This window comes from Kitasatospora sp. UYEF31 (assembly GCF_057291755.1).
This window is the reverse complement of record NZ_JBXAWK010000037.1, coordinates 14057-33459: the sequence shown is the minus strand read 5'-3', so window position 1 is coordinate 33459 and position 19403 is coordinate 14057. Positions and strand designations below refer to the sequence as shown.

Genomic DNA, 19403 nt, shown 5'->3' with positions numbered 1-19403 from the left:
GCCCAGTCACAGTTCCAACCCGACACCGGGAACCCCGTGCACCACACCTCCACCCTGCTCATAGAACTCGGCGCCGTCGTCCTGGCCCTCAGCATCCTGGGTCGCATCGCCGGACGCCTGGGCATGTCGCCCATCCCCCTCTACCTCCTGGGCGGCCTGGCCTTCGGCTCCGGCGGCTTCGTCGACATCAAGGCCGCCGACTCCTTCATCTCCACCGGCGCCGAGATCGGCGTCATCCTGCTGCTCCTGATGCTCGGCCTCGAATACACCCCGGGCGAACTCGTCGGCAACCTGCGCGCGGGCGCCGCCGGAGGCGCCGTCGACGCCCTCCTCAACGCCCTGCCCGGCGCGGCACTCGCCTTCATCCTGGGGTGGGGACCGGTCGCCGCCCTCGTCCTGGCCGGCGTCACCTGGGTGTCCTCCAGCGGCGTCATCGCCAAAGTCCTCGCCGACCTCGACCGCCTGGGAAACCGCGAGACCCCCGTCATCCTGAGCATCCTCGTCCTTGAGGACCTCTCCATGGCGGTCTACCTGCCCATCCTCACCGCGGTCCTGGCAGGTGTCGGCGTCCTCGGCGGCTCCATCACCGTCCTCATCGCCCTGACCGCCATCGGCACCGTGCTCTACTTCGCCCTCAAGCACGGCCACCACATCTCCCAGGCCCTCTCCAGCGACCGGCCCGAACTCCTCCTCCTGGGAGTCCTGGGCCTGACCCTCCTGGTCGCCGGACTCGCCGACAAACTCCAGGTCTCCGCCGCCGTCGGCGCCTTCCTCGTCGGCATCGCCATCTCCGGCGAAGTCGCCGAACTCGCCGAATCCCTCCTCGCACCCCTGCGGGACCTGTTCGCCGCCGTCTTCTTCGTCTTCTTCGGCCTGTCCACCAACCCCGCCGACCTGCCCGCCCACCTGCTCCCCGCACTCGGCCTGGCCCTGGTCACCACCCTCACCAAAATCGCCACCGGCTACTGGGCCGCCAAACAGGCGGGCATCGCCAGACCCGGCCGCTACCGCGCCGGCGGCGCGCTCGTGGCCCGCGGCGAGTTCTCCATCGTCATCGCCGGACTCGCCATCACCGCAGGCGTCGAACCGGGCCTGGGCCCGCTGGCCACGGCGTACGTCCTCATCATGGTCATCGCCGGCCCCTTCACCGCCCGCTACGCCGAACCCGTGCTGCGCAAACTCTTCGGGCCACAGCCCAAACCACGGACCACCGCGACCGGCTGACGCGCCAGCAGCAGTGGTCTTCGGGTTCGCAGGCCACCGCGACCACCATGGGCCGCCCGGCAGACCCCAAGACCGTCACAGCAGGAGCGCTCCCTCCCGCACCCGGACCCGACGGCCCACCCACTCGCCGGTCAGCATCGCCGCCACCAGGCCCGCGTCCGACGACGACGCGACCGTACGGGCACCGTCCGGCAACGACACCACCGCGACACCGACCGCCGGAGCGCCCTTGTCGAAACCGACCGTGTACCCGGCCACCGTCCCCACGCCCTCCGTGTCGACGACCACCGGCAGTTCCCCGACCTGCGGCGACACGTCCGCATACACGAACCCGCCCGCCGGGGGAGTCGCCGACCACACCCCCGCACCTTGTTTCGTCACCATCCCCGACACCGACGTCACCAGCCCCGTCGCCCCCGGATCAGACCGCAGCAGCCGCGCCATCGCCACCGTCGACTGCAACGCGTAGTTGTTCAACGGCCCGCCCGCGAACGCCATCCCACCGGTCACCGTCACCACCTCACGGTCCACCAGACCCATCTCCCGCTGCTGGACACGCACCGCCGCCGGGAAACAGCTGTACAGGTCCACATGACCGGCATCAGCCGCGGCCAGACCCTGACCCGCCAGCCACGCCCCCACCGCCGCAAAACCGGGGGAGCGGTGCAACTCGGCCCGCGCCACCACCGGCACCATCACGTTCGACTCCGCCGCGGCCACCGGGAACACCCACCGGTCCCGTGCCACACCCAGCCGCTGCGCCGCCTCCACCGAGCACAGGACCAGCGCCGCGGCCTGGTCCACGTTCATCTGCGAGCAATGCCATTTGCTGTACGGGGACGCAAGCCACGCGTTCCGCCCCGTGGGGGAGACGAGGTCGTCCACCGACACGGGGTCGCGCCGCCACGCCTCCGGGTTGCCGGTGGCCACCTGCGAGAACCCCGCCCACAGCCGCGCAACCTCCTGCGCGTGTGCTTCCAGGGTGAGCCCCCCGGCGGCCCGCAACGCCGAGTCCACCGCCGCGTACTGCCGCGCCGGGACGGCGAAACCCCGCTCCGCCTCAACGCGCGCCATGATGTCCGCGGCCGGCGACCAGACCTCGTCCGGGCGCAGGCCGCCCTGGTCGGTCTCCGCCGCCCGGACCCCGCCGATCCGGGCCCGCAACCGCCGGTACGCCGCCTCACCGCCGACCACCAGCACGACATCCGACGCCCCCGACACGACGTCCCGGCACGCCCTCGTGAACAACGACTGCTGGAGGACCCCCAGGTCGGCGACCGTCGTCCGGGCCTTCACCGCACCCACCCGGTCGGCCACGACCCGCCCCGGATCGGTGTACTTCCAGGTGCCCCGGGGAACCAGCACCCGGTCCACAGCCGCGGCCAGCGCGGGAGAACCACCGTCGCGTACGGCGTCCTCAACGGCCCGGACCATCAATTCCACGGCCTCGACCCCGACGCCGGGGGAGTCCTCGCGTTGCTGCGCCGTTCCGACGGCGACCAGCACCGGTGTCCGCGGGTCCAGTGTCATGCCATCCGCCCTTCGTACGCCCTCTGCCGTCAAAACGGTCAGGATGCCGTACGTTCGCGGGGAACTCCATGGCCGGAGCAGGTTGATGACTGAACGTCAGTGACTCCGGCCGGCGGGGATTCTCGACCACGACAAAGCCATGTCGTGTAATCGCCATTACACGACATGACTCCATCAGTCCGCCGGGCCTCCCTTCGCGGGGGACGCCCTCGCCCTCACCCCCACGCTGACACGACCCGGGGGCACCCGCACGCCGGACACCGCCGTCCGGGGCGGGGACGAAGGCGCGGGGCGGGCAAAATCAAGATCATTTCAAAGTTGTACGGGGGATCAGCCGACGGCTTTAGCGGCTTTACGGGTCCGACTGCAGGCCCAGACCAGGAACCCTCCGACGAAGACCATCACGATGCCGATGAACGGCTGGAGGCCGTCGGCCCACTCCAGCATCCCGATCCACTTGTGGTCACCGCCCAGCGCCGGGGCGATCACCGAACCCGCGCCCTGGACCAGGACAATCCAGCCGGCGACTTCCAGTACGCCCCACATGGCGACTGCCTTACCCCGGGTGCTCCTTGTTGAGTCCATCCCACAAGCATGCCCAGCGGTGACCGTCCGGACATCGTCGCGGTTGAGGAGAGCCGGCGTGCACCGTTCGATGTAGTCCCGGGGGCCCGGACCAGCCCCTTCCGGCGATTCCCCGAAAATCGCCGATAATGTACATTATGTCAAGTAGCACGGGAACGGGCCTCCCCTCGCAAGCAAGCGGCACGTGAACCCGCGACTCCCCGGACGCAGGCCAAGTCGCTACGCCGTAAGTTCCGCGGCGACCACCGCGCCCAGCTCCGCGCACGCCGCCAACGCCGCCTTGTCCAACGGGCCCGCGACCTCCACCGGCGGGCGCACCCGCCGCCACTGCAGCCCGGTCGCCGCCGACTCCACCGACCGCACCGCGCCCGTGGTGTCGCTGCCGCCGTGCACATACAACCCGTACGGCCTCTTCACCGTCGCGTGCAGCACCGGGTAGTACACCTGGTCGAAGAAATGCTTCAAAGCGCCGGACATGTACCCCAGGTTCGCCGGGGTCCCCAGGAGATAGCCGTCCGCCTCCAGGACGTCCACCGGCGAACACGTCAACGCCGGGCGCACCACGATCTCCACACCCTCAATCCCCGGGTCCCGCGCGCCCGACAAAACGGCTTCGAGCATTTCGGCGAGAACGGGCGAGGGAGTGTGGTGCACAACAAGAAGGGTGGCCATGCGTCCGAACGGTGCCAGCACCGTGAGCCACAAGGCAACCCGCCACCACTCCTCACCCGTACGGCCCAACCGCGTGTCACCCGCAGGGATTGTTCACGTCGTTTTCCCCACTCTTTCCCGCATACCGCCCCCCGCGGCCCGCGCAGCGGTCTAGATTCGGCCCCGTTCGCAGTCACCCCACGGAAGGGGACGGGACGTGACCCGAGCAGGTATCGACGCCACCCGAGTAGGCCGGACCCTGGGGCTGATCCCCCGCCAGGTCCGGCTCGCCGCCCGCGCCGGACTACTCCCCCAGCACGACGACGGCACCTTCGACCCGGCCGCCGTCGCCCGCGCCGCCGCCCACCCGGACAGCTTCCTCGACGCGCTGCGCCGCGAGGAACCCCTCAACGCGACCGAAGCCGCCGCCCGGCTGGGCGTCAGCCGCACCAGCTTCCAGCGCGTCGCCCGCGCCGCCGCCATCCCGGTCGTCGACCGCGTCCACGTGCACCGCTACGGCCGCACCCTGGACGTGCGCTACTGGCGGACCGCGGACGTCGACTCCCTGACGTCGCACATCGTCGCCGACCGTGAACTCCGGGCCGCGGCAACCGCTGTCGCGCGTTCGGAGGCGGCCCGCAAAGGCGCCCGCACCCGCGCCCGCAACCGCGAGGAGGCCGCCGTCGCCCGCGTCAGGATGACCGCCCGGCGCCCCGTCCCCACAGCCGGCCCCGTCGCCCACATCGTGTGGGCCACCGCCGTGCACCAGGCCCACGGCAGCACTCCCGACTGGCTGCTCCGCTTCACCGGCGACACCGCCGTACGCGACCTCGCCGAACTCGTGCGCACCTGCCGTCTCACGCCCGACACCCTCGCCGCGGAGGCAGCCTCCTGTCTGCCCGCCGCCCACCGGGCCGCCCGCACCCTCGCCGGGCCCCGGGAGATCACCGCCTGGCTGCACATCCCCGCCGAGGACGCCGCCCACCATCTCCCGTCCGTCGCCGCGCACATCCCCCGCGACGAGATCGCCAGCCTCGCCGCGGCACCCCCCGTGTGGCTCCTTGAGCTGTACGCCCACTACGAGTTCACCTGTGCCGGCGAACGCCTCGCCCGCGCCCTGGACGACGAATGGTACGAACAGCAACTGGCCGGCGACGCCGCCTGCCGGGCCGCAGACCAACTCGTGTCCACCCTCACCGACGACGCCGTCGCCGAACTGTTCAGCCTTCCCGCCGACCTCGTCCGCGCGCTGCGCCCCCGCAGCGGCCGGTGGGCGGCGGCGTACGTCGCCGAACTGCTCGGCACCCGCCCGCTGTGGCTGCGCACCGAGCACCTCGCCCGGGCCGAAGCCGAGCGCCGGGCCACCAACCGCAGGAGCCGCCGGACGCGGCAGAGCGGCCGTACGCCGAAGAACTGAGGACTCGTCACACAGGGCCCCGGAGACCACCAGGTCGCCGGGGCCCTGTGTCGTCCGCGGCGCCAACTCCCCCCCGGGCCGCCGACGCGGCAGCGTCACCACAACGGGCGATTCCCCGGCAACCAACCGTCAGGTAGATCCCGCCTGACGCGCACCCCACCGCGTCCACCCCCGCCGCCACACGACGCCACACGACGCCACACGACGCCACACGACGCCACACGCCGATCAAATAGGCAATATGCACTAATTGCGAAGTTTTGCGACTTTTCTCATACACTTACTTTTCGTTACATAAAAATCACACACCGTAATCAAGCGTCCCCGCCCCACCTCGCGAGCGCGCCCACCCGAGGAGAAGAAACCATGGTCCTGTCCATCTCCGGCGTCCTCCTCTTCGGGATCGTCGCCTTCCTGTTCTTCAAAAAAGACAACATGAAGATCTCCCACGCCGTCGTGTGCGCACTGCTCGGCTTCTACCTCGCCAGCACCTCGATCGCCCCCCACATCCGCACCAGCGGCAACAGCCTCGCCAGCCTCCTCAGCGGACTGAACTTCTGACCTGCCCGTTACCGGGCTCCAAGCTCGGAGTTCCCTTCCCTAAGCCATTCCCTAAGCCTTCGCTGCGCTCAGTCTCCGGTCGGCGCCGCGCGTCGCCTGGAAAAGACGCCACCTACGGCCACGCTCCTTCCCTGCGCCCAGTCGCAACAACGGCCCCGGCACCGGACCCCACCGGCACCGGGGCCGCGCGCGATAACCACCACAAAACCACCTCCCACACCTGCCCGTAGGAGCCCCGCATGTCCCCCGGACCCCGAGCCAACCTCGCCACCCTCACCCGGCGCCTCGGCGGAACCAAAGACGCCGCCCACCGCATCGGCCACCACGCCCGCGACATGTTCGCCCCCCTCCTCCACCTCGGCCGCGGCTTCCACGCCCAACTCACCTGGGCCCGCACCTGGTGGAAGACAGCCCCCGCCGACAAACGCAAAACCGCCGCCATCGGCGGCGGCGCCGCCCTCCTCGCCCTGTACTTCCTCCCCTACGCCCCACTCATCGCCATCGTGTCCCTCCTCGGCAGCGCCGCCTGGCTCGGCCGCGACAACTCACCGCCCCCACCACCCGCACCCGAACCCTCCGACGGCCGGCTCGAAACCCTCTACAACGCCCTCGTCCCCCACCTCTCCGACGACCACGACCCCGCCGGCCTGTTCACCCCCGGCGGCGACTACAAAGACGCCTTCGACAACTGGCACTTCGACGACGACCGCCTCACCCGCCTCGAACTGCGCTACAGCGCCTACTTCACCGACGACGACCCCGCCACCCGCCACCGCATCGAACGCGTCATCGAAACCAAGACCGGCCGCACCCGCCAGTACCACTACGACTGGGACACCGAGCACAACCACCTCACCATCACCGCACTCCCCGACCTCCCGCCACCCGTCCCCGCCCAGGCCTACGTCACAGCACCCAGCGAAACCGTCCTCGGCTTCACCGACAACACCCACACCAGCCGCACCATCCCCGTCCACCTCGACGGACAGACCCGCCAACTGCCACCCGTCATCTGGCGCGCCGGAAACCACAGCACCGACCCCCACCTCCTGGTCGTCGCCGAAGCCGCCAGCGGCAAATCCACCCTGCTGCGCACCATCGCTGTCCAAGCCCTCCGCGACGGCGACCTGATCGTCGTCGACGGCCCCGGCAGCGGCGACCACACCTACCTCAACAACCGCCCCGGCGTACTGCGCGTCGACGCCGGCTACCAGCCCACCGTCGAAACCCTCACCTGGCTCCGCGACGAGACCAACCGCCGCATCACCGCCATCACCCACGCCAAACAGACCGGCACCCCCGTCCCCGACGCCGACCGCCACCCCCTGTGGGTCCTCCTCGACGAGATCACCGAACTCACCGAACACGCCGCCGCCCACGGCCTGCCCGACCCCCAGGAACTCCTCGACCTGCCGCTGCGCCTGGGCCGTACGGCCAACATCAGCATCATCGCCACCGTCCGCCCCGGACACCTCGACCGCATCCGCCCTGCCCTGTTCACCCAGACCCGCGCCCGCGTCGCCCTGGGACCCCTCAGCCCCGAGATCATCGAATACACCCTGGGCACCGCACCCGGCATCAGCGGCGGCGGCCACATGCCCCCCGGCCGCGGATACGCCCGCATCGGCCACGGCCCCGTACTGCGCGTCCAGGTCCCCCACACGCCCGACCCGCTCGAGGACGACACCGACGAGGCCGACAGGCTGCGCCTGCTCGACCTGCTCCCCCGGGCCGAACGCCCGGCCACCTCCGAGAAGCGCGACTTCGACAAGAACGACTTCGAGAAGACCGCCGCACCGGGTATCTGAGTACGAAGCGACGGGCGCGCAGCGTCCCCGAGCGCGTCCGGCGGACGCAGCTCTTCGGGCGACGCGTGGGCGCCGAACGACCCCGGAGCGAAGCGACGGGGACATGAGGACAACGCCCACGCTTGGAGCCCGCATCAGCAAGGCCCCGCTTCCCAGCCTCAGGGAACCGGGGCATTCCCATATCCGAACCGGTCATTCGCGGCCATCGGGAAACACGCTCCGCCTCCGAACGAAAGCCCGTGCCACAACCACCCCGCACATCCTGCGAAAACCCCCGAAAGCCCCACCCCGCGACCCGGCACCAGGTCATCATGAAACCGCAGTGAGCACGCTCAGTGACACATAAGGACGTGGACGCCGGTGTACGACCTGCTCAACTTCACCGTCAGCGACATGGCCGTCTACAGCTCCGGGCTCCGCCGGGCCACTCAGGGTGCCCCCGACCTGCCCACCGCCGCCCAAGCCCTCGTCCACCACCTGCACACGAGCTTCCACGACCCCGTCGACGGAACCGAACAGACCGTCCTCACCTGCCTGTTCCACACCGTCCCCGACCCCGGGACCGGCGCGCCACGCACCACCCTCCTGGCCGTCTACGGCGACCCGGGGCCCGATGCCCTGCGGACCGACGACACCGGCACCGCCCCGGGCGGCGGACACCTCGTCCACGGGCCGCACGGCACCGGCGACAACCCGTGCACCGTCCGCCTGGTCCCCGACGCCCGCGACTCCTTCGCCGTCCCCGACCAGGACTTCGTCCACCGGCGCGGCATCCGCTCCGTCCTCAGCTACACCTGCGGCCACCCGGCCCACCAGCAGTTCACCGTCCTGCTCTACGCCCGCACCCCCGTCCCCGAAACCACCGCCCGCCACTTCCACACCCTGGCCGCCGCCACCCAGCTCGCCCTCGCCCCCACCCACTGCGGCGGCCACCTCGAAGCCCTCGAAAGACTCCTCACGGCACAGGAGACCGCCAGCCTCCACCAGGCCCGCGCCGCGGCGGACTACCGCGACCGCAGCCGCAACCAGACCGAACAGCTCGACTTCAAACAGCACCGTCTCGAGCAAGAGACCCGCATCGTCGAGACCCTCTACCGCATCGGCCACGAACTCGCCCGCGAACTCGACCTCGAACGCCTCATCCAGACCGCGACCGACGCCGCCACCTCTGTCATCGCCGCCGAGACCGGCGCCTTCCACTACACCGAGCCGGAACCCGAACCCGACGCCCTGCCCACCACCCGGACGCCCACCCCGCCGTGGACCGTCTCCGGCGTCCACGCCGCACTCCTGCGCCACCACCCGCCCACGGCACCCCGAACCGACCACCGCGTCGTCCGCGTCGGCGACCTCGCCGGCCACCCCGAACGCGACCGCCTTCTCACGCACCTCCCCCACCCGCCGCCCCACCTCGGCACCACACCCCCCGTCCGCAGCTTCCTGTCCCTCCCCGTCACCACTCGGGACGGCGACATCCTCGGCAGCATCGCGTTCACCCACTCCCACACCCACGTCTTCACAGAACGCGACGAACAGCTCGCCCGGGGCATCGCCGCGCAGACCGCCGCCGCCATCGAGAACGCCCGCCTCTACCGACGTGTCAGCGACACCGCCGTCGAACTCCAGGCCACCCTGCTGCCCACGCCACCGCCCGTCCTGGACGAGCTCGACATCGCTTGCCGCTACCTCCCGGGTGCCAAGGGCCAGCAGGTCGGCGGCGACTGGTACGACGTCATCCCGCTGTCCGCCGGACGCATCGCCCTGGTCATTGGCGACGTCATGGGACGCGGCCTCAAAGCCGCCGCCGTCATGGGCCAGTTGCGCACCGCAGTGCGCGCGTACGCCGTCATGGACCTGCCGCCCGCCCAGCTCATGCGCCACCTCAACCGTCTGGCGCTGGGTCTGGACGACGACCAGGACCGCATCACCACCTGCGTCTACGCCGTGTACGACCCCGGCAGCGCCACCATCACGTGGTCCAACGCCGGACACCTGCCGCCCGCACTCATCGCCGCCGACGGCGACGTCCACCTCCTGGACGACGACCTGGGCGTGCCGCTCGGCCTGGACGGCACCACGTTCGAGGACGCCTACGTGCCCTTCCACCCTGGAGACCGGCTCCTGCTCTACACCGACGGGCTGGTGGAACGGCACGACGCGTCGCTGACCGACCGGCTGCGCAAACTCACCCTGCACATGGACGGCGCCAGCGGGGACGTCCAGGCCGTGTGCACCGAACTGGTCACCTCGATGATCACCGGCGACGAGCACGACGACGTGGCCCTGCTGATGGTCCGCGCCCGCGCCAGCGTCGAGCTCGCCGCATGCCTCGACCTGCCCGCCGACCCCCGTTCGGCCCGTGAGGCACGACTGTTCGCCACCTCGACGCTCGGCCGCTGGGGGCGGGAGGAGCACGTGGACGCGGTCCGCTCGATCGTCACGGAGCTGGTGTCCAACGCGGTGGAGCACGCCCGTACGCCGATGCAGGTGCAGCTGCGCCACCACCCCGGCCGACTGGTCGTCGAGGTCGTCGACCACGACGGGCGGATGCCGCGCGAGTCGCCGGCCACGCTCTTCGACGAGCGGCACCGGGGCCTGGCGATGGTCGGGGCCCTGGCCGCGGACTGGGGCGTGCGGCCCACCGACAGCGGAAAGGTCGTGTGGGCGGAGATCTCCGACGGGTGACCCCGGTCCGCTGGTGCAGATGTCCGTGGCTGGTTGCGGATCAGTGGATCACCGGTTCGGGCTGGTGATCCAGTGGGCTTGTGGGTGATTGGGTGTTAAGTTGGAGCTAAAGGCCCGTTATTCATACTATCAACCTGCATTGATGAGCCATTTTGTTGGTTTCTATCCCTGATGTGCCAAATTTACTTTTTGTGGGTAGCCACTCCTCCGACGCGGGCTTCGCCTTCACCACCGGCCACATTCGGTGATCGGGAATCTTCGGACCCTGCCCGGCGTTGATCTGTCAGTTGATACGGCCACCCCTGTCGAAGTGGGTACCTGAAGCCCAGGAGGGACGATTCATGAGTGAGCGAGCTCTCCGCGGCACGCGCCTCGGCGCCACCAGCTACGAGACCGACCGTGGAATCGATCTGGCTCCACGCACGAGCGTGGAGTACGCATGCCCGCGAGGGCACCGGTTCGAGATGCCCTTCTCCGTGGAAGCGGAGATCCCGTCACTGTGGGAGTGCCGCAGCTGCGGCGCGATCGCCCAGCTGGTGGACGGGGCACCGCCGGAGGAGAAGAAGAACAAGCCCGCCAGGACACACTGGGACATGCTGATGGAACGGCGGACCCGGGAGGAGTTGGAGGAGGTGCTGGCCGAGCGGCTGGCGATCCTCCGCTCAGGTGGGATCAACCTGCACCACGACCCGCGGAGCAACCGCAAGAGCGCCTGACCCCCGACAAGGTCGACTGGACGTTCAACGGGAGGGGCCCGACAACACTGAAAGGTGTTGTCGGGCCCCTCCCGTGTCCCGTGGGTGGAGCGACCGAGCGCAGCGAGGGAGCGCCGGCGGAGCCGGCGGCTTGACCCGGGCGACGCCTGGCGCCGAACAGCCCTGGAGCGAAGCGACGGGGATGTGAGGAAGTACGCCGGGCTTGGAGCCCGGCATCAGTTCAGCCCTGGAGCGAAGCGACGGGGATGTGAGGAAGTACGCCGGGCTTGGAGCCCGGCATCAGTTCAGCCCCGGAGCGAAGCGACGGGGATGTGAGGAAGTACGCCGGGCTTGGAGCCCGGCATCAGTTCAGCCCTGGATGACCCGGCCGGGACCGCCGTCGTACGGGGTGCTCCCGTACGGACGCTCCGGGTCGATGACCTCGCCCTGGACGACCTTGCCGTCGGGGCGGTGCATGCGGGCCTGCGCCACGACCGGGCCCAGGCGGGTGCGGCGCAGCACCTGGCCGGCGATGAGTCGGCGCAGCGGGGGCCGGACGCCCGGGAGGAGGAGCAGGAGGCCGAGTGCGTCGCTGAGGAAGCCGGGCATGATCAGCAGGAGTCCGGCCACGGTGATGAGTCCGGCGTCGCCTGCGGTGCGGGTGATTTCGGCGCTGTCGGCGGTGGGGTCGCCGGTCTCACGGCTGTGGGTCTCGCGCAGGGTGGCCAGGGCGCGGCGGGCCGCGTAGCGGATGACGAGGCCGCCGAGGATGACTCCGGCGAGCAGGAGCAGGACGGTGGGTCCGGCTCCGATCGCGCTGCCGACGAGGCTGATGAGGACGATCTCGGTCACCAGGAGGGCGGCGAGCGCCAGGGGCAGTGCCTTTTTCCGGCGGGTTCGCGCGGTGGGCCGGGTGCCTGGCGGCATGGGTCACGTCCTTCGGTTCTGCGGGTTTCCGGGTTCTTGTGTTATTACAACTCGCCGGGGGCCGGTTGCGTTCCTGGGGGTGTCGGGGAGGAAGTGGGCGGCGGGGTGGGGGTGCATGAGGAAGTCGTGGTGGGAGATGTTCCAGGCGTAGGCGCCGGTCAGGGCGAAGACGATGCGGTCGGCGGCGCGCAGTCCGGGGGCTGGGACGTGGCGGGCGAGGATGTCTTTGGGGGTGCAGAGCTGGCCGGCGAGGGTGATGTGGTCGTGGTGGGCGGTGGGGCGTGGCCAGGGGTGGGGCCAGTGTTCGACGGGGAGTACGGCGCAGGGTTGGTCGTGCTGTTTGGCGGCGGGGGTGCGCAGGTGGTGTGTGCCGCCGCGCAGGACGGCGAATTCTTCGCCGTGGCTGTGTTTGACGTCGAGTACTTCGGTGGCGTACCAGCCGCAGTAGGCGGTGAGTGCGCGGCCGGGTTCGATGCGCAGGGTGAGGTCGGGGTGGGCTGTGGTGAGGCGGGCGAGGCCGGTGCCGTAGGCGGGCCAGTTGAAGCGGGCTCCGGGGTCGGCGTAGTCGACGGACATGCCGCCGCCGATGTTGACTTCGGGGAGTGGGATGCGGTGGCGTTCGGCGAGGTCGGCGGCCCAGGTGACGGTTTGTCCGGCTACGGCGAGTTGTTCGGCGGCGTGCAGTCCGCTGGCGAGGTGGGTGTGGACGCCGAGCAGTTCCAGGTGGGGGTAGGTGCCGTCGGTGAGGAGGCGGACGGCGGTGTCGGCCTGGCCGGGGTCGAGGCCGAAGGCGGTGGGGCTGCCGCCCATGGTGAGGGCGCTGCCGTCCAGGGTGTCGGCGGGCAGCGGGAGGTTGAAGCGCAGGAGGACGCCGGTGTGGGCTTCGGGGGCGTGGGCGGCGGCCAGGTGGCCGAGCATGTGCAGTTCGTGGAGGCTTTCGACGTGGAAGCGCGGTACGCCGAGGCTGAGGGCGGTGGTGATCTCGGTGGGGGTTTTGCCGGGGCCGCTGAAGGCGAGCGGTGCGTTGGGGACGGCTTGGTGTACGTGGGTGAGTTCTCCGCCGGATGAGACTTCGAAGCCGTCGACGTGTGGGGCGAGTGCGGTGAGGATCTCGGGTTCGGGGTTGGCTTTGGCCGCGTAGTAGAGCTCGACGCGTTCGGGGAGTGCGTCGCGGACTGTACGGGCGTGCTCGGCCAGTGCGGTCAGGTCGTAGACGTAGGCGGGGAGGTCCTGGGGTGCCAGGGCGGTGACGTGCTTGTGGACGGCGTCGGTGATCATCACTGGTTCCAGGGGTTGGTGCGGTCGGCTGCGGACAGCATGTCGTCGGCGAACGGGGACTGGAGTCGTACGTATCCGGCGTCGCGGTCGGCCTTGCGTTCCCAGCGGGTGAGCAGGTTGGCCTTGGCGGGCAGGGGGACGCCGGCCAGGAGGGCGCTCAGCCGGGGTGGGCAGCCGTTCAGGGCGGCGTATTCGCGCAGGGTGGTGCGCACTTGGGTCCACAGGGCGACTTCGGTCTGCGGGTGCAGGTCGGCGAGGGCTGCGAGGAGTTCGGCGGCGTGGTTGACCAGGAGGCAGTAGACGACGCGGTCCCAGCCGCGCTGGGCGTCGTAGGCCATGGGGCGGGCGACGTCGGCGGGGAGCGCGGCGAGGGTGGCGGCGTGGCGTTCGGGGAGGAGCTTGGTGCCTTCGAGGTCGCGGAAGAGGACCTGGGCGGGCATGCCGTCGGTGTCGACGCCGATCAGGACGTTCTGCAGGTGGGGTTCGAGGACGACGCCGTGGTCGAAGTAGGCCGCGAGTACGGGTGGGAAGAGCAGCCGTGTGTAGGCGGCCCACCAGTCCAGGACGGTCTGGGGTCCGGCTCCTTCGAGGAGTTGGGAGACGTGTGCTGGTCCGGTGGGGTATTCGTCGGCGACGGCGGCGGCGAGCAGCGGGGTGACGCCGGGGAGCAGGTGTGCGGCCAGGCCGTCGCGGACGATCACGCCGAAGCCTTCGAGGAGTCCGAGGTCGGGGTGGCCGTCGGGGCCGGGGAGGGCGAGGCTGCGGTACGCGGGTTCGCGGAGCATGGCGGTGCCGGGGTAGCGGGCGGCGAGGTCGTCGAGGACCGGGGTGAGCAGCGTGGTGAGGGCGACCGCGCCGGAGAGTTCGTAGGAGGCGTTCTTGCGCAGGCAGTTGGTGATGCGGATGTTGAGGCTGAACTTGAGGAAGGTGTCGCCGTCGTAGAGGGTGCGGACCGAGGCGGTGGGGGTGAAGGGGGTGTCGCCGGTGCCGAGGTCCAGGATGTCGCCGGTGGCCAGGGCGGCCTGGAGGGCCGGGTCGGTGCGGAGCAGGCCGTACTGCCAGGGGTGGGCGGGCAGGAGGCGGTAGCCGGCGGGTACCGGGTGCAGGCGGTCGAGTGGGTCGGTCGCGCCGGGGTGGGCGGTCTCCTGGGCGGTCAGGTGGTCGCGTACGGCCAGGAGGCGCAGCGGGAAGGAGGCGCCGGCTTCCGGGGCGTAGGCGGCCCAGGAGCCGGGCTCTCCGGTGCGGGCTTTGGGGGTGGGGTGGAAGCGGTGGCCGAACAGGAGTGACTGTTCGGACTCCAGGTAGACGGCGTCGGGGCCGGTCGGGTCGGGTGGGGTCCGCCGGGTGAGGGCGGCGGCCACGCCTTGGTGGCTGGAGGCGATCTGGTCGAGGAATTCCTCGTTGGGGACGCCGGTGCGCAGGGTCAGTTCGGTGTGGACGTGGGCGGCGAGGTGGGACCAGCCCGGTTCGGTCCAGTCCGTGTCGCCGTCGGCCTGTGCGGTGACCGGTCCGGTGAAGCGGTGGGCGCCCAGGAGTGAGGTGCGGCGGAGTTTCACCCGCAGCAGTACGCCTGCGCGCGGCAGGCGCAGGAGGAGGTGGCCGTCGGTGACGGCGGTCTGGTGTTCGGGGCCTGAGACTTCGCGGAGCAGGCAGTTGAGGAGGGTGTGGGCCACCACGTGGTCGGCTGTGGGGAGGTCCGTGGGGCGGGTGGTGGGCTGCGCGAGGCGCGTAGGGAACGACATCGACGGCTCCGTCAGGGGTGGGAGAAGAGCGCGTGGGTGGCGGCGGCGACCGTGGTCAGGGCGACGGCGGTGCCGGCCAGGACGGGGGCGGCCGGGCCGAACGCGCTGTTGCAGAGGGCCGCGACCACTCCGGCGGCGACGGCTCCGCCTTTGGAGACGAACTCAAGGTGGCCGAACATCTGGCCGGGTGAGCGTCCGTGGGCTGCGTCGGCCGCGAGGAGGGAGAGGCAGACCAGGCCGAGGGTGAGGCCGCCGCCGAGCACGAGGCGTACTGCGGTGAAGGTGGTGAGTGAATCCGCGAGGGCGTGTCCGGCGAGGCCGAGGGCCACCAGGGCGAATCCGAGGGTGATGCCGAGCCGGGGTCTGGGCTGGAAGACGCGGTGCACGGGTGCGGCCAGTATCAGGTAGCACAGGTGCGGGAGGGCGAAGATCACCCCGGCCAGGACCGCGGAGACCCCGGATATTCGGTCCTCTACCAGGGCGATCAGGTAGGGGAAGGAGATGACCGTGGAGAAGACGAACGCGAATTCGAAGGTGTAGAGGGTCCGCAGGGAGGTCCTGGCCGGGGTGGGCTGTGCGGGTTCGGGTTGTGCGGGTTCGGGCTGTGGGGAGGTGGCCTGTGGGGAGGTTTCGGGGGCCGCTGCGGCTGGTGCGGGCTTCACTTCGGGCCGCGGTCGCAGTTCGGTCCGCGGTTCGGGGAGCAGGGCGAGCATGACGGCCGCGGTGAGCGGGAGCAGCGCCAGTACGGCGTACTGCCGGTGCGGTGACAGCCAGGGTGAGAGGGAGCCCACCACGATCGGGGCGGCGACCAGTGCGGCGCGGGCGCTGCCCTGCATGAGGGTCAGTGCCCAGGAGAGCCGGGCGCCGTCCAGTCCGGCGGCCAGGTAGCCGTTCGTGGCGGCGAAGGTGCCGCCGAGGATGCCCTGGAGGACCAGTGCGGCGGTGAACGTCGCGAGCGAGTCGGCGGCTCCGGCCAGCACGAAGGACAGGGCCAGGCCCAGTTGGGCGCGCAGCAGCAGCCGTTTGCGGCCGTAGCGGTCGGCGAGTCTCCCCCACAGGGGTGCGGCCAGTCCGCCGAAGACGGTGGGGACGATGTACAGCAGGCCGGCCCAGTGGGCGGTGGTGTCGCCCAGTTCGGGGAGGATCGAGGTGAGGTACGGGGGCAGGCCCAGCGCGGCGAAGGACGCGACGAAGTAGCAGGCGGCCACGGCGTGCACCTGGCGGCGGTCCAGTCCCCCCGCCGGGCGGTCCCGGGCGGTTCTGCCGGTGGTGGGCGGTGCTTGGGCCGGCGGCGACTCGGCGGTCATCGCGGCCCACCGCCGCGCAGGAGGTAGTTGGGGCCCGTCGTGTAGTGCTTGTTGACGTCGGCGGCGCCGGAGCGTTCTTTGCTGAGCAGGGTTCCCGCGCTGACCATCGCCTTGACCGGCAGGTGGGGGGCGTCCAGGACGTGCGTGCGCAGGGTCGCCGCGGCCTGGGCGTCCAGTCGGCCGACGGCCTCGTCGAGGCGGTCGCGGACCAGGCGCAGGAGCCGGTCCAGCGGTGCCCGGCCGTGCCGGGCCAGGCCGAAGGCGTAGGCACCGGCGCACAGGTGGACGGTGATGGTGGTGAACAGGTCGGTGAGCGGCCCGTCCCGGTCGGTGAAGGTGCGGGAGTCGTCGAACTCCGGGGGCGGCCCCAGGCGCGCGCCGAGCCGGGTGGAGTTGATCCGGGGTCCGTCGTTGTCCTTGAACAGCAGACGCAGGCGGGTGGCTCCCCCGGGCTGGTCCAGGACCAGGGAGATGTTCTGCTGGTGGGATTCCAGGGCGATGCCGTAGCCGAAGAGTGTGGTCTGCCAGTCGAAGAGCACGCTGAGGTGGGCGTCGAGCAGGGCGACGGGGTCGCCGGCGTAGAAGCGGTCGGCGAGGCGGTCGATCACCAGTCGTCCGCCCGGCTCCTGGGCCAGGAGGGCGGCGAGCGGGACCACGACGGCGTTGTCGAGCCCGGCCGGGTAGCGGCGCAGCAGGACGGCGAGGGTTTCGTGGCCCGCGTGCAGGAACTGCTGCTCGTCGGTGTGCAGGACGGTGTCCTGGAAGCGTGGTTCGCGTGCGGTCACTGCTTCGAGCAGGCGTTGGCCGGCTGCGCCGTCCACGAGGGTTCCGGGTTTTATGGTCCGCCGGTTGCGCAGGCCCAGGGTTGCGGTGGCCAGGGGGAGTTTCAGGTGCAGGGTGGGGTCGTCGGCCAGGGCGACGGTGCGCATGGAGAGGGTGGGGACGACCCGGGTGTGCCGGCGCTGCGCCACCACTCCCCCGTTCGGCGGTTCCGGCAAGTGTCCGAGGGTCAGTGGGTGGACCGGGAGGGCGAGGTGGGTGTCGTCGAGGTGCGGCAGGCCGAGCCCGGCTGGTGTGGGCCACCAGTGCGGCAGGCCGTTGGCCTGGGGGTCGTGGACGGTGAGGGTGTGCCGGGGTACGGCGGTCCAGGCCAGTTCGAACGTGGGGTGGAATTCGGGGGCGTAGGCGCGCAGTCCGTGTTCGCCGAGTCCTGCCCTGCCGCGGGCGGTGGGGTACACGGGGTGGTCGAGGTAGGCGGCGAGGGTGTCGTGGCCCAGTGTGGCGGCCGGGCCGGTCCACCGGCTGGGGTCGGGGCCGTACGTTCGCGCGAGTCCTTTCCGTACGGCCTCACTGTTGTCGTTGTGCAGGCGCAGGGTGGCGAGGGTCTGCCGGCACTCTTCGGCGAAGGCGTCGAAGCCTTCCCGGTCGGCGGGGTCGGCCAGTGTGCGCAGCGCGGCCAGGACGGTGTCGTGGCCGGTGAGGTCGGTGCCGCCGGACTCGGTGCGCAGCAGCGGCAGGCGGGCGCCGTATTCGCACTGGAAGCCGTCTGCGGTCACCGGCAGGAGCAGGGCGTCGGTGCCGCCGGGCAGCGGTAGCCGCAGCCAGCGGCCGTCGGGCCGGTCGACGGGGGTGCTGCGGGTGCGCAGGCCGACGACGTCTTCGCGCAGGAGTGCGCTGAGCACCCGCAGGAGCAGTTCGGTTTGTGCCGTGTCCGCGGTGGCTGTGGCCGTCACGGGGTGATCTCCCAGTGCTGGGCGGTGAGGAAGGCGGCTGCGACGCGGTCGACGGTGTCCTGGTCGGTGCCGGTGGTGCGCAGGACGCCGAGGTAGTCGCGGTTGGTCCTGTGGTGTCGGTGGTGTTCGCCGACGGGTCGCAGGGGCCGGTAGGTGATCCGTACGCCGTCGGTCGTCTGGTCGGTGGCGGCGGGGGCTGCGGTCAGTGTTCCGGCGCGGTCGGCGCAGGGGTAGTCCAGGCGTGCCCGGCCGTCGGTGCGGGCGCCGAGGTCGGCGGGCAGTGGTTGTCCCAGGTGTGTGTTGAGGATGTGTTCGAACAGTGGGATGCCGAGCAGTCCGGCGAGCAGGAGGTCGCACTGGTCGCCGATGGCGCGGTAGTTGACTTCGATGATGCGGGCGCGGCCGTCCTGGACGACGAACTCGGTGTGGCAGGCGCCGAATCCGACGCCGAGTGCGTCGAGTTGGGCCAGGACCTGGGCGGTGACCGGTCCGGGGTGGGCGGGGACGAACGTCAGCCACTCTTCGATGAAGTGCGGGAGCGGGGACAGTCCGGTGTGGAAGCCGCCCAGGATGTGGCGGGTGTGGCCGTCGCCGAGGGTTTCGAGGGTGTACAGCTCTCCGGTGAGGTATTCCTCCACGACGAGCGGTGCCTGGGGGCGGCGGGCCTGGATCTCCTGGCAGCGCTGTAGCAGTTCTCCGGGCCCTTGGGTCAGTACCACGTCTTCGCTGGCGACTCCTTCGCGCGGCTTGACGACGCAGCGGTGCGGCACCGGGTGGCGGAGGAGTTCGCCGGGGTCCTGGCCGGGGGCGAGTTCGGCGGACCAGACGGTGTCGGCGCCGGTCGCCGCCAGGTGGCGGCGCATCTCGGCTTTGTCCTTGGCGCGCAGTGCGGCCTGCCAGCTCTTGGCGGGGAGTGCGAAGTAGGCGGCGGCCAGGGCGGTCTGGGTCTGGAGGTGGTCGCTGTTGGAGAAGACCGCGTCGGGGGTGTGGTGGGTGGAGATGCGGGTGACCACTGCGCGGAAGTCCCGTACGTCGCACTCCAGGACCTCGACTGTGTCCCCGTAGGCCCGCAGGTGGGGGGCGGGTTTGTCGGTGAGGACGGTGACGTCCAGGCCGAGCCGGGCGGCGGCTGGGAGGAAGCCCTCGGTGACCGAGTCGGTGGGGTTGAGGGCGAGGAGGTAAAGCCGCACGGGTGGTGGCCCTTTCTCGGTGCGGTGGGGGAAGGAGGGGCGGGCCTTGGTGTGGCCCGCCCCTTCCGCG

The 19403-nt window shown here is 71.0% G+C and carries 15 protein-coding genes; 6 read left to right on the top strand and 9 right to left on the bottom strand.

The window, feature by feature from the left end; all coding sequences use genetic code 11:
* Positions 1–36 precede the first annotated feature (36 nt).
* On the top strand, positions 37–1224 hold the full coding sequence (locus AC0Z36_RS18870; protein ID WP_485464109.1) for a cation:proton antiporter: 1188 nt from the start codon (positions 37–39) through the stop codon (positions 1222–1224).
* A gap of 75 nt (positions 1225–1299) precedes the next feature.
* Here the strand turns inward: AC0Z36_RS18870 and AC0Z36_RS18865 are convergent, their stop codons facing one another.
* The 3 genes from AC0Z36_RS18865 to AC0Z36_RS18855 all read right to left on the bottom strand — a co-directional run bounded on the left by AC0Z36_RS18865 (position 1300) and on the right by AC0Z36_RS18855 (position 4011).
* Positions 1300–2754: an acetyl-CoA acetyltransferase gene (locus tag AC0Z36_RS18865; protein WP_485464108.1), complete on the bottom strand. Its 1455-nt coding sequence runs from the start codon at positions 2752–2754 to the stop codon at positions 1300–1302.
* 330 nt (positions 2755–3084) lie between these two features.
* Positions 3085–3339, bottom strand: coding sequence for a hypothetical protein (locus AC0Z36_RS18860; RefSeq protein WP_485464107.1), 255 nt, complete (start codon positions 3337–3339; stop codon positions 3085–3087).
* 219 nt (positions 3340–3558) lie between these two features.
* Positions 3559–4011, bottom strand: a complete 453-nt coding sequence (locus AC0Z36_RS18855; protein WP_485464106.1) for a flavodoxin family protein — start codon at positions 4009–4011, stop codon at positions 3559–3561.
* A gap of 196 nt (positions 4012–4207) precedes the next feature.
* Here AC0Z36_RS18855 and AC0Z36_RS18850 point away from each other — a divergent pair, with 196 nt between their 5' ends.
* The 5 genes from AC0Z36_RS18850 to AC0Z36_RS18830 all read left to right on the top strand — a co-directional run bounded on the left by AC0Z36_RS18850 (position 4208) and on the right by AC0Z36_RS18830 (position 11177).
* Positions 4208–5407 (top strand): hypothetical protein, encoded by a 1200-nt coding sequence (locus AC0Z36_RS18850; protein WP_485464105.1) that lies wholly within the window; start codon positions 4208–4210, stop codon positions 5405–5407.
* Positions 5408–5773: 366 nt separating this feature from the next.
* A complete protein-coding gene (locus AC0Z36_RS18845; protein ID WP_485464104.1) occupies positions 5774–5968 on the top strand; it encodes a hypothetical protein in 195 nt (64 codons plus the stop codon).
* Between the two features lie 239 nt (positions 5969–6207).
* Positions 6208–7776, top strand: a complete 1569-nt coding sequence (locus tag AC0Z36_RS18840; protein WP_485464103.1) for an ATP-binding protein — start codon at positions 6208–6210, stop codon at positions 7774–7776.
* A 360-nt stretch (positions 7777–8136) separates the two neighbouring features.
* Entirely contained in the window at positions 8137–10461 is a 2325-nt protein-coding gene (locus AC0Z36_RS18835; protein WP_485464102.1) for an ATP-binding SpoIIE family protein phosphatase, read from the top strand.
* A gap of 341 nt (positions 10462–10802) precedes the next feature.
* A complete protein-coding gene (locus AC0Z36_RS18830; RefSeq protein WP_485464101.1) occupies positions 10803–11177 on the top strand; it encodes an RNA polymerase-binding protein RbpA in 375 nt (124 codons plus the stop codon).
* 348 nt (positions 11178–11525) lie between these two features.
* Here AC0Z36_RS18830 and AC0Z36_RS18825 read toward each other — a convergent pair whose 3' ends face one another.
* Genes AC0Z36_RS18825 through AC0Z36_RS18800 form a run of 6 tightly spaced genes read right to left on the bottom strand, consistent with a single transcriptional unit; the run spans position 11526 to position 19333 of the window.
* Positions 11526–12083, bottom strand: coding sequence for an FxsA family protein (locus AC0Z36_RS18825; protein ID WP_485464100.1), 558 nt, complete (start codon positions 12081–12083; stop codon positions 11526–11528).
* Between the two features lie 3 nt (positions 12084–12086).
* On the bottom strand, positions 12087–13361 hold the full coding sequence (locus tag AC0Z36_RS18820; RefSeq protein ID WP_485464099.1) for a type III PLP-dependent enzyme: 1275 nt from the start codon (positions 13359–13361) through the stop codon (positions 12087–12089).
* A complete protein-coding gene (locus AC0Z36_RS18815) occupies positions 13361–15103 on the bottom strand; it encodes an IucA/IucC family protein (RefSeq protein ID WP_485464098.1) in 1743 nt (580 codons plus the stop codon). The genes AC0Z36_RS18820 and AC0Z36_RS18815 overlap by 1 nt, the downstream gene beginning before the upstream one ends.
* An 11-nt stretch (positions 15104–15114) precedes the next feature.
* Complete coding sequence (locus tag AC0Z36_RS18810) at positions 15115–16410, bottom strand: MFS transporter (protein WP_485464097.1); 1296 nt, start codon at positions 16408–16410, stop codon at positions 15115–15117.
* Positions 16407–18143 carry an IucA/IucC family protein gene (locus AC0Z36_RS18805; RefSeq protein ID WP_485464096.1) on the bottom strand — a complete coding sequence of 579 codons (1737 nt, stop codon included), beginning with the start codon at positions 18141–18143 and terminating at the stop codon, positions 16407–16409. Before AC0Z36_RS18805 ends, AC0Z36_RS18810 begins: the two co-directional genes overlap by 4 nt.
* The gene (locus AC0Z36_RS18800) at positions 18140–19333 is read right to left on the bottom strand and encodes an ATP-grasp domain-containing protein (protein ID WP_485464095.1); all 1194 of its coding nucleotides are present in this window, start codon (positions 19331–19333) and stop codon (positions 18140–18142) included. Before AC0Z36_RS18800 ends, AC0Z36_RS18805 begins: the two co-directional genes overlap by 4 nt.
* Between the last annotated feature and the right edge of the window lie 70 nt (positions 19334–19403).

What these genes read in the sequence shown, in the direction of transcription:
- AC0Z36_RS18865 (WP_485464108.1), bottom strand. Translation starts at nt 2,754, where the DNA reads ATGACACTGGACCCGCGGACACCGGTGCTGGTCGCCGTCGGAACGGCG.
- AC0Z36_RS18845 (WP_485464104.1), top strand. Translation starts at nt 5,774, where the DNA reads ATGGTCCTGTCCATCTCCGGCGTCCTCCTCTTCGGGATCGTCGCCTTC.
- AC0Z36_RS18840 (WP_485464103.1), top strand. Translation starts at nt 6,208, where the DNA reads ATGTCCCCCGGACCCCGAGCCAACCTCGCCACCCTCACCCGGCGCCTC.
- AC0Z36_RS18860 (WP_485464107.1), bottom strand. Translation starts at nt 3,339, where the DNA reads ATGGACTCAACAAGGAGCACCCGGGGTAAGGCAGTCGCCATGTGGGGC.
- AC0Z36_RS18810 (WP_485464097.1), bottom strand. Translation starts at nt 16,410, where the DNA reads ATGACCGCCGAGTCGCCGCCGGCCCAAGCACCGCCCACCACCGGCAGA.
- AC0Z36_RS18820 (WP_485464099.1), bottom strand. Translation starts at nt 13,361, where the DNA reads ATGATCACCGACGCCGTCCACAAGCACGTCACCGCCCTGGCACCCCAG.
- AC0Z36_RS18825 (WP_485464100.1), bottom strand. Translation starts at nt 12,083, where the DNA reads ATGCCGCCAGGCACCCGGCCCACCGCGCGAACCCGCCGGAAAAAGGCA.
- AC0Z36_RS18815 (WP_485464098.1), bottom strand. Translation starts at nt 15,103, where the DNA reads ATGTCGTTCCCTACGCGCCTCGCGCAGCCCACCACCCGCCCCACGGAC.
- AC0Z36_RS18855 (WP_485464106.1), bottom strand. Translation starts at nt 4,011, where the DNA reads ATGGCCACCCTTCTTGTTGTGCACCACACTCCCTCGCCCGTTCTCGCC.
- AC0Z36_RS18830 (WP_485464101.1), top strand. Translation starts at nt 10,803, where the DNA reads ATGAGTGAGCGAGCTCTCCGCGGCACGCGCCTCGGCGCCACCAGCTAC.